The sequence below is a fragment of the Streptomyces sp. NBC_01363 genome (assembly GCF_026340595.1).
Taxonomy (GTDB): domain Bacteria; phylum Actinomycetota; class Actinomycetes; order Streptomycetales; family Streptomycetaceae; genus Streptomyces.
Genome location: NZ_JAPEPF010000001.1, coordinates 3,978,402 through 3,991,544 on the forward strand (window position 1 = coordinate 3,978,402; position 13,143 = coordinate 3,991,544).

General features: G+C 63.9%; 10 protein-coding genes and 2 rRNA genes. 8 read left to right on the top strand and 4 right to left on the bottom strand.

Going from position 1 to position 13,143, the window contains the following annotated elements:
* The first annotated feature begins 138 nt into the window (after nucleotides 1-138).
* Nucleotides 139-387, top strand: a complete 249-nt coding sequence (locus OG611_RS18315) for a chaplin family protein (protein WP_266421202.1) — start codon at nucleotides 139-141, stop codon at nucleotides 385-387.
* Between the two features lie 102 nt (nucleotides 388-489).
* On the opposite strand, the gene OG611_RS18320 is transcribed toward OG611_RS18315, so the two are convergent.
* On the bottom strand, nucleotides 490-1,275 hold the full coding sequence (locus tag OG611_RS18320; RefSeq protein WP_266421205.1) for a hypothetical protein: 786 nt from the start codon (nucleotides 1,273-1,275) through the stop codon (nucleotides 490-492).
* Nucleotides 1,276-1,417: 142 nt separating this feature from the next.
* Between OG611_RS18320 and OG611_RS18325 the strand changes: the two genes are divergently transcribed.
* From OG611_RS18325 to OG611_RS18340, 4 genes are all read left to right on the top strand, one after another.
* A complete protein-coding gene (locus tag OG611_RS18325) occupies nucleotides 1,418-2,215 on the top strand; it encodes an ABC transporter ATP-binding protein (protein WP_124718429.1) in 798 nt (265 codons plus the stop codon).
* Nucleotides 2,216-2,355: 140 nt separating this feature from the next.
* On the top strand, nucleotides 2,356-2,784 hold the full coding sequence (locus OG611_RS18330) for an NfeD family protein (protein ID WP_266421208.1): 429 nt from the start codon (nucleotides 2,356-2,358) through the stop codon (nucleotides 2,782-2,784).
* 152 nt (nucleotides 2,785-2,936) lie between these two features.
* The gene (locus OG611_RS18335; RefSeq protein ID WP_072482952.1) at nucleotides 2,937-3,866 is read left to right on the top strand and encodes an SPFH domain-containing protein; all 930 of its coding nucleotides are present in this window, start codon (nucleotides 2,937-2,939) and stop codon (nucleotides 3,864-3,866) included.
* Between the two features lie 61 nt (nucleotides 3,867-3,927).
* Nucleotides 3,928-4,695: a sulfite exporter TauE/SafE family protein gene (locus OG611_RS18340; RefSeq protein ID WP_266421212.1), complete on the top strand. Its 768-nt coding sequence runs from the start codon at nucleotides 3,928-3,930 to the stop codon at nucleotides 4,693-4,695.
* A 60-nt stretch (nucleotides 4,696-4,755) separates the two neighbouring features.
* Here OG611_RS18340 and OG611_RS18345 read toward each other — a convergent pair whose 3' ends face one another.
* The 3 genes from OG611_RS18345 to OG611_RS18355 form a co-directional block, all read right to left on the bottom strand.
* Complete coding sequence (locus tag OG611_RS18345; RefSeq protein ID WP_266421215.1) at nucleotides 4,756-5,262, bottom strand: HNH endonuclease; 507 nt, start codon at nucleotides 5,260-5,262, stop codon at nucleotides 4,756-4,758.
* A 155-nt stretch (nucleotides 5,263-5,417) separates the two neighbouring features.
* On the bottom strand, nucleotides 5,418-5,948 hold the full coding sequence (locus tag OG611_RS18350; RefSeq protein WP_266421218.1) for a YbhB/YbcL family Raf kinase inhibitor-like protein: 531 nt from the start codon (nucleotides 5,946-5,948) through the stop codon (nucleotides 5,418-5,420).
* 52 nt (nucleotides 5,949-6,000) lie between these two features.
* Nucleotides 6,001-6,783, bottom strand: a complete 783-nt coding sequence (locus OG611_RS18355; protein ID WP_266421221.1) for a sporulation protein — start codon at nucleotides 6,781-6,783, stop codon at nucleotides 6,001-6,003.
* 73 nt (nucleotides 6,784-6,856) lie between these two features.
* On the opposite strand from OG611_RS18355, the gene OG611_RS18360 reads away from it, so the two are divergent.
* The 3 genes from OG611_RS18360 (at nucleotide 6,857) to OG611_RS18370 (ending at nucleotide 13,111) form a co-directional block, all read left to right on the top strand.
* The gene (locus OG611_RS18360; protein ID WP_266421223.1) at nucleotides 6,857-7,498 is read left to right on the top strand and encodes a DNA-3-methyladenine glycosylase; all 642 of its coding nucleotides are present in this window, start codon (nucleotides 6,857-6,859) and stop codon (nucleotides 7,496-7,498) included.
* Between the two features lie 656 nt (nucleotides 7,499-8,154).
* Nucleotides 8,155-9,680 (top strand): 16S ribosomal RNA (locus OG611_RS18365).
* Between the two features lie 307 nt (nucleotides 9,681-9,987).
* Nucleotides 9,988-13,111 (top strand): 23S ribosomal RNA (locus tag OG611_RS18370).
* The 16S and 23S rRNA genes sit together here, the layout of an rRNA operon.
* The last annotated feature ends 32 nt before the right edge of the window (nucleotides 13,112-13,143 follow it).

Sequence of the window (13,143 nt, forward strand, 5' to 3'; positions counted from 1 at the left end):
CGAAGCGAACCTTCTTCTTTCGGACCGAGATTCATGCTGTCGGGTGGATGTCACCCGGACGGCGCAACCCGTTCGACTCCGAGGCGTTCTCCAGGGTGCTGCGGCGGCTGGCCGCAGCCACGCTAGGAGGATCCTGAAGTGAAGAACCTGAAGAAGGCCGCTGCCGTCACCGTGATCGCCGGTGGAATCATCGCCGCCGGCGCGGGCGCGGCCTCCGCCACCGGACACGGCGCGGGCGCCCACGGTGTCGCGGCCCACTCCCCGGGCGTGGCCAGCGGCAACGTCGTCCAGGTCCCCGTGGACGTCCCGGTGAACGTGGTCGGCAACACGGTCAATGTGATCGGCCTGCTCAACCCGGCCTTCGGCAACCTCGGCCTGAACGGCTGACCGACCCCGGGACCGAACGGCCGACCGAACCCGCGGTCATACGTCGCCGGACGGAGCGCGTCGAGCCCGTCCGGCGACACCGGGAGCCCGCCCGGCCAGCGCCTACCGCTCCCGCTCGCGCTCCTCCACATACGCGTTGTACGCGGCGACCTGCGCCCGCCTGGCCACCCGCTCCACCGGCCGCAGTACCTCACCCCGGGCCGCGATCTCCGAAGCGCTCACCGCGCCGCCGTGCCCGTTCTCGTACGCCACCGAGATCAGCAGCCCCACCCGCTGCGCGAGCTCCAGAACCCGCACCGCCCGCGGCGGGTACCCCGGAGCCAGCACCTCGCGCCCCCGCTCAGCCCGTGCCCGGTACGCGTCCACCGCCGCCTCGGCCACCGGCCCCGAACCGGCCACGTCCAACCGCGACAGCATCGCCGTCGCGTCCCGCAACCCCTCGGCGAGCTCCCGCTCCGCCTCGCTCAGCGACGGCACATCGGCCGGCGGCGCCTCCCGCACGGGCAGACAACGCCACACCACCTCGACGTGCAGATCCCCTTCCGGCCCCGCCTCACGCACCTCGGGAACCAGCCCGTACGGCGCGCCGAAGGCCACCACCGCCTCCTCGGCCTCCAACGCCCGCGCGTTGAACTCCGGCGGACCGCTCAGCCCCAGCGGATGGCCGGGCGCCGGCAACGCCACCCGGAAACCCGTCACCCCCAGACCCCGCAACCGCCCGAGCGCCAGCGTGAGCCCGACCGGCCCCGCCTCGCCCGGCAGTCCCTCGACGCGGTGCACCGCGTCCTCCCCGACAATGGCGAGCGCCGCCTCGTCCGGCGACACCAGTCCCGCCAGAAGCGCGTTTCCCCAAGCGGCCAACAGCCCTGAGCGTGGTTCCGAAAGCATGGGAACAGCCTAGGGAACGGGCCCGGGGCCTGTCGTCACGCGGGCCCAGCGCCGGGAGCACTCGTACGGTGGCGTAGATTTCCCTGGGAGCTGTGCCCACAGGCACCGACGATCTCGACACTGCATGGGGAGACAACGCGCCATGAGCGATGTACTGGAGCTGGTGGACGTATCCGTGGTCCGCGACGGACGCGCTCTGGTGGACGACGTCTCCTGGTCGGTCAAGGAGGGGGAGCGCTGGGTCATCCTCGGCCCGAACGGCGCCGGCAAGACCACCCTCCTCAACATCGCGTCCAGCTACCTCTTCCCGAGCACCGGCACCGCCAAGGTCCTCGGCGAGCAACTCGGCGGCGTCGGCACCGATGTCTTCGAGCTCCGGCCCCGCATCGGCATCGCGGGCGTCGCCATGGCCGAGAAGCTGCCCCGGCGCCAGACCGTGCTGCAGACGGTGCTCACCGCCGCGTACGGCATGACCGCCACCTGGCACGAGAACTACGAGGCCGTCGACGAGGAGCGCGCCCGCGCCTTCCTCGACCGGCTCGGCATGACCGAGTACCTCGACCGCAAGTTCGGCACCCTGTCGGAGGGCGAGCGCAAGCGCACCCTGATCGCCCGCGCCATGATGACCGACCCCGAGCTGCTGCTCCTCGACGAGCCCGCCGCAGGTCTCGACCTCGGTGGCCGCGAGGACCTGGTCCGCCGCCTCGGCCGACTGGCCCGCGACCCGTACGCCCCCTCCATGATCATGGTCACCCACCATGTCGAGGAGATCGCCCCCGGCTTCACCCACGTCCTGATGATCCGCCAGGGCAAGGTGCTCGCCGCCGGCCCCATGGAGACCGAGCTCAGCTCCCGCAACCTCTCCCTCTGCTTCGGCCTGCCGCTCGTCGTCGAGCACACCGGCGACCGCTACACGGCCCACGGACTGCCGCTCTCCTAGGCCCTGTCGTCAAACTGCCGTCTGCCGCGCGGTGTCCGGCACGCACGCTCGCGGCGTTGCCGAACACAACGGGCCCCGCCGTGCGCAGTGGCCCGCTTGCGCCCTGTCGGCGAGGGCGCCCGCGGTTCTACCATGACCACGTGGACATCGACGCGTGGGTGTGGTGGCTGATCGGCGCGGTGGGACTGGGCATCCCACTCGTCATGACTGCGATGCCCGAGTTCGGCATGTTCGCCGTCGGAGCGGTCGCCGCGGCAGTCGTCGCGGCACTCGGCGGCGGCATCGTGGCCCAGGTACTGGTATTCGTCGTGGTCTCCGTGGCGCTCATCGCCGTGGTTCGCCCGATCGCCGCCAGACACCGCACCGACCGGCCCCAACTCGCCACTGGCATCGATGCCCTGAAAGGCCGTCAGGCCGTCGTCCTGGAGCGGGTCGACAGCAGCGGCGGCCGGATCAAGCTGGCCGGGGAGATCTGGTCCGCCCGCGCACTCGACGAGGGCCAGAGCTTCGATCCGGGCCAACAGGTCGATGTCGTCGACATCGACGGAGCTACGGCAGTCGTCATGTGACCGAACCACCCACAAGGCAGAGCGCGTTCTGTCAGACTTGATGTCGATCATCATGAGATCGGGACCGGCACGACATCCGGTCCCTCCCGCGATCTCGATCTCGACCTCGATCATCGCGATCCGTCGGCAACCGAAGGGCAATGAGGAACACGATGCAACCGATCATCATCGTCCTGATCATTCTGGTGGTGCTCGTCTTCATCGCCCTGATCAAGACGATCCAGGTCATCCCGCAGGCCAGCGCCGCCATCGTGGAGCGCTTCGGCCGCTACACCCGCACGCTCAACGCAGGCCTGAACATCGTCGTTCCCTTCATCGACTCCATCCGCAACCGCATCGACCTCCGTGAACAGGTCGTGCCGTTCCCGCCCCAGCCGGTGATCACCCAGGACAACCTGGTCGTCAACATCGACACCGTCATCTACTACCAGGTGACCGACGCGAGGGCCGCGACCTACGAAGTCGCCAGCTACATCCAGGCGATCGAGCAGCTCACCGTCACCACCCTCCGCAACATCATCGGTGGCATGGACCTGGAGCGGACCCTGACCTCCCGCGAGGAGATCAACGCGGCCCTGCGCGGAGTTCTCGACGAGGCCACCGGCAAGTGGGGCATCCGCGTCAACCGCGTCGAGCTCAAGGCGATCGAACCGCCCACCTCCATCCAGGACTCGATGGAGAAGCAGATGCGCGCCGACCGTGACAAGCGCGCCGCGATCCTCCAGGCCGAAGGAACGCGCCAGTCCGCGATCCTCACCGCGGAGGGCGAGAAGCAGTCCGCGATCCTGCGCGCCGAAGGTGAGGCCAAGGCCTCGGCCCTGCGCGCCGAGGGCGAGGCCCAGGCGATCCGTACGGTCTTCGAATCCATCCACGCCGGCGACCCGGACCAGAAGCTCCTCTCGTACCAGTACCTCCAGATGCTCCCGAAGATCGCCGAGGGCGACGCCAACAAGCTCTGGATCGTGCCCAGCGAGATCGGCGACGCCCTCAAGGGCCTCAGTGGCGCCTTCGGCAACCTCGGCAACGGCGCCCCGGGGTTCGACACCGGCAAGGAACGCCGGGAGCAACCCCCGGTCGAATGACGCGTACACGCCCCGTGCATGATCAGTGCACCAAGCACCGATCATGTACGGGGGATGCGCCATGAACATCTGGGAGATGCTTGCCGTCTTCGTCGCGGGAATCAGCGCCGGCACGATCAACACGATCGTCGGCTCGGGAACGCTGATCACCTTCCCCGTGCTGCTCGCCACCGGTCTGCCCCCGGTCACGGCCACCGTCTCCAACGCCCTCGGTCTGATCCCCGGCTCCGTCAGCGGCGCCATCGGCTACCGCAAGGAACTCGCGGGACAGGGCCGTCGCGTACGCAAGCTCGCCGTCGGCGCCCTCATCGGCGGCCTCACCGGCGCCACTCTCCTGCTCACTCTGCCCTCCACGGCCTTCGAGACCATCGTGCCGATCCTGGTGGCGCTGGCCCTCGCCCTGGTCATCCTGCAACCACGCATCAGCAAAGCGGTCCAGCGCCGACGCGAACACAGCGGCACCCGCGCCCATCCCGACGGCGGACCGCTCCTCTTCGTCGGACTGATGCTCGCCAGCGTCTACGGGGGCTACTTCACCGCCGCCCAGGGGATCATCTACCTCTCCCTGATGGGCATGCTGCTCGACGACACCATGCAGCGCCTCAACGCCGTAAAGAACGTCCTGGCCGCCGTCGTCAACAGCATCGCCGCGCTCTTCTTCCTCTTCGTCGCGGACTTCGACTGGACGGCCGTCGTGCTGATCGCGGTCGGCTCCGCGCTGGGCGGCCAGATCGGCGCCAGGATCGGCCGCCGCCTCAGCCCCACCGTCCTGCGCGTGCTCATCGTCGCGGTCGGCACGGTCGCCATCGTCCAACTGCTGCTCCGCTGACACGGGGAAGCCCGCCTCCCCCGGAGACGGGCTTCCACCACGACGAAATGCGTACGCCGACTACGCCGCGGCGCGGTCCAGCCACTCCGGCAGCTCCGACCGCTCACCGGCCCCCAGCGCCAGCAGCATCGCCTGCGCGGGAGACGGCACGAACGGCTGACGCAGCAGCGGCATCCCCGCCTGCTCCGGCGTCCGGGCCGCCTTGCGGTGGTTGTCCTCGGCACAGGACGCCACCGTGTTGAGCCAGGTGTCCTGACCCCCCTGGGCGCGCGGCACGACATGGTCGACGGTGCTCGCCCGCCGCCCGCAGTACGCGCACCGGTGCTGGTCCCGTATCAGCACACCCCTCCGGGACCACGGGGCATGTCTTCGGAACGGCACCCGTACGTACCGGCACAGCCTGATCACCCGGGGTACCGGAATGTCCACGGCGGCGCCACGCATGCGGAGATCGGGATGCGACTGCTCGACGACGGCCTTGTCCTGCAGGATCAGCACCACCGCACGGTTCAGCGTCACCGTCGACAGCGGCTCGAAGCTCGCGTTCAGTACCAGCGTGTCCCGCATCCCGCCCACCTCCCGTGTGCCGCCCGCCCCCTGGCAGGCCCGGATCAACTCTGGCTGGGCAGGCCGTGATGGACAACGCAATAAAAATGCCCTGCCCTGGTCTCTCCAAGACCAGGGCAGGGCAAACAGCAGGGGAACTCTCGGCTCGGCGGGCGCTACGCGGGACCTGAGTACTCACCGATCAGCTGGGCACGGCCCAGCGTGTGGAACCGCAGGTTGAACCCGACGACCGCGGGCGACACATCGCTGTCGACCCCCAGCTTCTCGGTGTCCACCGCGTACACGGTGAACACATAACGGTGGTTCTCGCCGGCCGGCGGCGCGGCACCGCCGAACTCTTTCGACCCGTAGTCGTTACGGACCTGCACGGCACCGGCGGGCAGCCCCTCGAACTTTCCGCTGCCCGCACCGGCCGGCAGCTCCGTGACCGACGCCGGGATGTCGAAGAGCACCCAGTGCCAGAATCCACTGCCCGTAGGAGCATCGGGATCGAAGCAGGTCACGGCGAAACTCTTGGTCTGCTCCGGGAAACCCTCCCACCGCAGCTGCGGCGAGGTGTTCCCGGCCGCGAACACCTGGGCGTCCGCCAGCACGGCGCCGGGGGCGAGATCCTCGCTCACCACCGTGAACGACGGCACCTCCGGATGGAAGTCGTGCGGCAGCGGCGCCCTTTTCGGCTCGGTCACGTCAGCACCTCTCCTGATCGCTCTACTGCTGTCAGCAGGTCTCCCACCGACCCTAGAGCCAGTTGCGCTGACCGCCGACCTGCGCCAGCCACTGATTGAGGTACGCCGCCCAGTCGGTCCCCTGGAAGTCGTTCAGCCCGACCTTGAACGCGCGGTACGAGTCGCTTCCCTCGCTGAAGAGCCCCGCCTTCTTGTCCATCTCCAGGACGACATCCATCTCACGGTCGTCCGCGACGAACGTCAGCTCCACCTGGTTCAGACCGCGGTACTGCTGCGGCGGGAAGAACTCGATCTCCTGGTAGAACGGCAGCCGCTGACGCGTACCGCGAATGTGACCGCGCTCCATGTCCGCGCTGCGGAAGCCGAAGCCGAGCTGCCCGAAGGCGTCGAGGATGGCCTGCTGAGCCGGCAGCGGGTGCACATTGATCGGGTCCAGGTCGCCCGAGTCCAGCGCCCGCGCGATCTCCAGCTCCGTGGTCACACCTATGTTCATGCCGTGCAGATGCTGACCGGCGAACATCGTGATCGGCGTCTCCCACGGAATTTCGAGCCCGAAGGGTACGACGTGCACGGCACCGGCCCGCACCTCGAACGCGCCACCGAGCCGCAGCTTGGTGAACTCGATGTCCTGCTTGGTCTCCGTGTCATGGCCCTCGACCTCGACCCGGGCCTGCAGACCCACGGAGAGTCCCTCGATCTGCTGATCCACGGATCCGCCCTGGACCCGCACCTCACCCTGGACGACCCCACCCGGGACGACGTTGAGCTCGGAGAGCTCGGTCTCCACCGAAGCGCCACCGGCACCCATGCTCGCGAGCAGCCGCTTGAAGCCCATGTTTACTCCTCCTTGGTCCTGACCCCTACATACGCGCCACGACCGTAGTCGGTTCCCGGTACCCTCGACCGCCATGATCGAGGGCTTGGAACGTACGCCGCTGACACGCGACTTCTTCGACCGCCCCGTACTGGACGTGGCACCCGACCTCCTGGGCCGGACCCTGGTACGTGCCACACCGGACGGACCCATCGAGCTCCGCCTCACCGAGGTGGAGGCGTACGCCGGCGAGATCGATCCCGGATCGCACGCGTTCAGAGGCCGCACCGCACGCAACAGCGTCATGTTCGGACCGCCCGGCCACGCGTACGTCTACTTCACCTACGGCATGTGGCACTGCCTCAACCTGGTGTGCGGCCCCGAGGGCCGGGCCAGCGGGGTCCTGCTCCGCGCCGGCGACATCCAGATCGGCGCGGAACTCACTCGCGAACGACGAAACTCGGCCCGCAATGACAAGGAACTGGCCAAAGGCCCGGCCCGCCTGGCCACCGCCCTCGATGTCGACCGAGCACTGAACGGCACCGACGCCATCGCCCACCCCGGCGCCTCCCTGTCCATGCTGCACGGCACCCCACCACCACGTGACCAGGTACGCAACGGCCCACGCACCGGAGTGGGCGGCGATGGAGCTACACACCCCTGGCGTTTCTGGATCGACGGGGACCCCACGGTGAGCCCGTACCGGGCCCATGTGCCACGCCGCCGCGCAACTTGACTCGCCCTTGAGGGCCGCCTAATGTAGCCCGAGCCGCTTGAAACGGGTACTGCTGTCGGTACGGTCCATCGGACCGCATCCGAGCATCCCGGAGCGACCAACCACTACCTTCGACTCACCCTGGCGGGTGCGAATTCGGCATGCCGTAATTCAATCCCTTCGACTCGATTATGAGTCGCCAAGGAAATCGGTTAATGTAGTGGACACGCCGAAAGGCGAAGGCCTCTCCAAGGCCACCGGAATTCAAATTCGGACCGGAAACGGAACGAAAAAGAGTCTGGTAAGGTTGGAACCGCCGGAAAGGGAAGCGCGAAAGCGAAGAACTGGAAAGCACAACCCGCTTCGACCGGGAATCGGACACGAAAGAGTCTGATAGAGTCGGAAACGCAAGACCGAAGGGAAAAGCCCGGAGGAAAGCCCGAGAGGGTGAGTACAAAGGAAGCGTCCGTTCCTTGAGAACTCAACAGCGTGCCAAAAGTCAACGCCAGATATGTTGATACCCCGGCCTGCTTCGGCAGGTTGGAGGTTCCTTTGAAAGTCCCACGGGGTCACTGACCCGGTGGGCAATTTACACAGCGAGGACGCTGTGAACGACCGGTCTTATTCCGTCCGGTCGTTCCGCTCTCGTGTTGTGTTGTCCCGATCACGGGAAAACATTCACGGAGAGTTTGATCCTGGCTCAGGACGAACGCTGGCGGCGTGCTTAACACATGCAAGTCGAACGATGAAGCCCTTCGGGGTGGATTAGTGGCGAACGGGTGAGTAACACGTGGGCAATCTGCCCTTCACTCTGGGACAAGCCCTGGAAACGGGGTCTAATACCGGATAACACTCTGTCCCGCATGGGACGGGGTTGAAAGCTCCGGCGGTGAAGGATGAGCCCGCGGCCTATCAGCTTGTTGGTGGGGTGATGGCCTACCAAGGCGACGACGGGTAGCCGGCCTGAGAGGGCGACCGGCCACACTGGGACTGAGACACGGCCCAGACTCCTACGGGAGGCAGCAGTGGGGAATATTGCACAATGGGCGAAAGCCTGATGCAGCGACGCCGCGTGAGGGATGACGGCCTTCGGGTTGTAAACCTCTTTCAGCAGGGAAGAAGCGAGAGTGACGGTACCTGCAGAAGAAGCGCCGGCTAACTACGTGCCAGCAGCCGCGGTAATACGTAGGGCGCAAGCGTTGTCCGGAATTATTGGGCGTAAAGAGCTCGTAGGCGGCTTGTTGCGTCGGTTGTGAAAGCCCGGGGCTTAACCCCGGGTCTGCAGTCGATACGGGCAGGCTAGAGTGTGGTAGGGGAGATCGGAATTCCTGGTGTAGCGGTGAAATGCGCAGATATCAGGAGGAACACCGGTGGCGAAGGCGGATCTCTGGGCCATTACTGACGCTGAGGAGCGAAAGCGTGGGGAGCGAACAGGATTAGATACCCTGGTAGTCCACGCCGTAAACGTTGGGAACTAGGTGTTGGCGACATTCCACGTCGTCGGTGCCGCAGCTAACGCATTAAGTTCCCCGCCTGGGGAGTACGGCCGCAAGGCTAAAACTCAAAGGAATTGACGGGGGCCCGCACAAGCAGCGGAGCATGTGGCTTAATTCGACGCAACGCGAAGAACCTTACCAAGGCTTGACATACACCGGAAAGCATCAGAGATGGTGCCCCCCTTGTGGTCGGTGTACAGGTGGTGCATGGCTGTCGTCAGCTCGTGTCGTGAGATGTTGGGTTAAGTCCCGCAACGAGCGCAACCCTTGTTCTGTGTTGCCAGCATGCCCTTCGGGGTGATGGGGACTCACAGGAGACTGCCGGGGTCAACTCGGAGGAAGGTGGGGACGACGTCAAGTCATCATGCCCCTTATGTCTTGGGCTGCACACGTGCTACAATGGCCGGTACAATGAGCTGCGATGCCGCGAGGCGGAGCGAATCTCAAAAAGCCGGTCTCAGTTCGGATTGGGGTCTGCAACTCGACCCCATGAAGTCGGAGTTGCTAGTAATCGCAGATCAGCATTGCTGCGGTGAATACGTTCCCGGGCCTTGTACACACCGCCCGTCACGTCACGAAAGTCGGTAACACCCGAAGCCGGTGGCCCAACCCCTTGTGGGAGGGAGCTGTCGAAGGTGGGACTGGCGATTGGGACGAAGTCGTAACAAGGTAGCCGTACCGGAAGGTGCGGCTGGATCACCTCCTTTCTAAGGAGCATCTAGATTCCGCAAGGAGTCCAGAGGCCATTACGTCGGCAAATGTTCGACGGTGGTTGCTCATGGGTGGAACGTTGACTATTCAGTACCTGGTGGTTCAACCGGGTCGTGAGTACTGCTCTTCGGAGCGTGGAAAACGAACCGGATGAATTCCGGGTACTGGGCGCGCTGTTGGGTGTCTGAAGGTACGGCCGTAAGGCTGCCTTCAAACGCCGGCCCCAGTGAACTCGCCTGCAAGGGTGAGGTGATGGGTGGCTGGTCGTTGCTTGAGAACTGCACAGTGGACGCGAGCATCTGTGGCCAAGTTTTTAAGGGCGCACGGTGGATGCCTTGGCACCAGGAACCGATGAAGGACGTGGGAGGCCACGATAGGCCCCGGGGAGCTGTCAACCGAGCTTTGATCCGGGGGTGTCCGAATGGGGAAACCCGGCAGTCGTCATGGGCTGTCACCCGCTGCTGAACACATAGGCAGTGTGGAGGGAACGAGGGGAAGTGAAACATCTCAGTACCCTCAGGAAGAGAAAACAACCGTGATTCCGGGAGTAGTGGCGAGCGAAACCGGATGAGGCCAAACCGTATGCGTGTGATACCCGGCAGGGGTTGCGCATGCGGGGTTGTGGGATCTCTCTTTTGCGGTCTGCCGGCCGTGAGACGAGTCAGAAACCGTTGATGTAGGCGAAGGACATGCGAAAGGTCCGGCGTAGAGGGTAAGACCCCCGTAGCTGAAACATTGACGGCTCGTTTGAGAGACACCCAAGTAGCACGGGGCCCGAGAAATCCCGTGTGAATCTGGCGGGACCACCCGCTAAGCCTAAATATTCCCTGGTGACCGATAGCGGATAGTACCGTGAGGGAATGGTGAAAAGTACCGCGGGAGCGGAGTGAAATAGTACCTGAAACCGTGTGCCTACAAGCCGTGGGAGCGTCGCTGTGTGTGCTTGCACATGCAGTCGTGACTGCGTGCCTTTTGAAGAATGAGCCTGCGAGTTTGCGGTGTGTTGCGAGGTTAACCCGTGTGGGGAAGCCGTAGCGAAAGCGAGTCCGAATAGGGCGTTTCAGTAGCACGCTCAAGACCCGAAGCGGAGTGATCTAGCCATGGGCAGGTTGAAGCGGAGGTAAGACTTCGTGGAGGACCGAACCCACCAGGGTTGAAAACCTGGGGGATGACCTGTGGTTAGGGGTGAAAGGCCAATCAAACTCCGTGATAGCTGGTTCTCCCCGAAATGCATTTAGGTGCAGCGTCGTGTGTTTCTTGCCGGAGGTAGAGCACTGGATAGGCGATGGGCCCTACCGGGTTACTGACCTTAGCCAAACTCCGAATGCCGGTAAGTGAGAGCACGGCAGTGAGACTGTGGGGGATAAGCTCCATGGTCGAGAGGGAAACAGCCCAGAGCATCGACTAAGGCCCCTAAGCGTACGCTAAGTGGGAAAGGATGTGGAGTCGCAGAGACAACCAGGAGGTTGGCTTAGAAGCAGCCACCCTTGAAAGAGTGCGTAATAGCTCACTGGTCAAGTGATTCCGCGCCGACAATGTAGCGGGGCTCAAGCGTACCGCCGAAGTCGTGTCATTCACACATGAAGGGCCAACGCCTGTGTGGATGGGTAGGGGAGCGTCGTGTGCCGGGTGAAGCAGCCGCGGAAGCGAGTTGTGGACGGTTCACGAGTGAGAATGCAGGCATGAGTAGCGATACACACGTGAGAAACGTGTGCGCCGATTGACTAAGGGTTCCTGGGTCAAGCTGATCTGCCCAGGGTAAGTCGGGACCTAAGGCGAGGCCGACAGGCGTAGTCGATGGACAACCGGTTGATATTCCGGTACCCGCTTTGAAACGCCCAATACTGAATCAGGCGATGCTAAGTCCGTGAAGCCGGCCCGATCTCTTCGGAGTTGAGGGTAGTGGTGGAGCCGATGAACCAGACTTGTAGTAGGTAAGCGATGGGGTGACGCAGGAAGGTAGTCCAGCCCGGGCGGTGGTTGTCCCGGGGTAAGGGTGTAGGACGCACGGTAGGCAAATCCGTCGTGCATATAGTCTGAGACCTGATGCCGAGCCGATTGTGGTGAAGTGGATGATCCTATGCTGTCGAGAAAAGCCTCTAGCGAGTTTCATGGCGGCCCGTACCCTAAACCGACTCAGGTGGTCAGGTAGAGAATACCGAGGCGTTCGGGTGAACTATGGTTAAGGAACTCGGCAAAATGCCCCCGTAACTTCGGGAGAAGGGGGCCATCACTGGTGAGTGGGTTTACTCCATGAGCTGGGGGTGGCCGCAGAGACCAGCGAGAAGCGACTGTTTACTAAAAACACAGGTCCGTGCGAAGCCGTAAGGCGATGTATACGGACTGACGCCTGCCCGGTGCTGGAACGTTAAGGGGACCGGTTAGCTGACTTTCGGGTCGGCGAAGCTGAGAACTTAAGCGCCAGTAAACGGCGGTGGTAACTATAACCATCCTAAGGTAGCGAAATTCCTTGTCGGGTAAGTTCCGACCTGCACGAATGGCGTAACGACTTCTCGACTGTCTCAACCATAGGCCCGGTGAAATTGCACTACGAGTAAAGATGCTCGTTTCGCGCAGCAGGACGGAAAGACCCCGGGACCTTTACTACAGTTTGATATTGGTGTTCGGTTCGGCTTGTGTAGGATAGGTGGGAGACTTTGAAGCGGCCACGCCAGTGGTTGTGGAGTCGTCGTTGAAATACCACTCTGGTCGTGCTGGATGTCTAACCTGGGTCCGTGATCCGGATCAGGGACAGTGTCTGATGGGTAGTTTAACTGGGGCGGTTGCCTCCTAAAGAGTAACGGAGGCGCCCAAAGGTTCCCTCAGCCTGGTTGGCAATCAGGTGTTGAGTGTAAGTGCACAAGGGAGCTTGACTGTGAGACCGACGGGTCGAGCAGGGACGAAAGTCGGGACTAGTGATCCGGCAGTGGCTTGTGGAAGCGCTGTCGCTCAACGGATAAAAGGTACCCCGGGGATAACAGGCTGATCTTCCCCAAGAGTCCATATCGACGGGATGGTTTGGCACCTCGATGTCGGCTCGTCGCATCCTGGGGCTGGAGTCGGTCCCAAGGGTTGGGCTGTTCGCCCATTAAAGCGGTACGCGAGCTGGGTTTAGAACGTCGTGAGACAGTTCGGTCCCTATCCGCTGTGCGCGTAGGAATATTGAGAAGGGCTGTCCCTAGTACGAGAGGACCGGGACGGACGAACCTCTGGTGTGCCAGTTGTTCTGCCAAGGGCATGGCTGGTTGGCTACGTTCGGAAAGGATAACCGCTGAAAGCATCTAAGCGGGAAGCCTGCTTCGAGATGAGTATTCCCACCCTCTTGAAGGGTTAAGGCTCCCAGTAGACGACTGGGTTGATAGGCCAGATGTGGAAGCCCGGTAACGGGTGGAGCTGACTGGTACTAATAGGCCGAGGGCTTGTCCTCAGTTGCTCGCGTCCACTGTGTTGTTCCCGGGT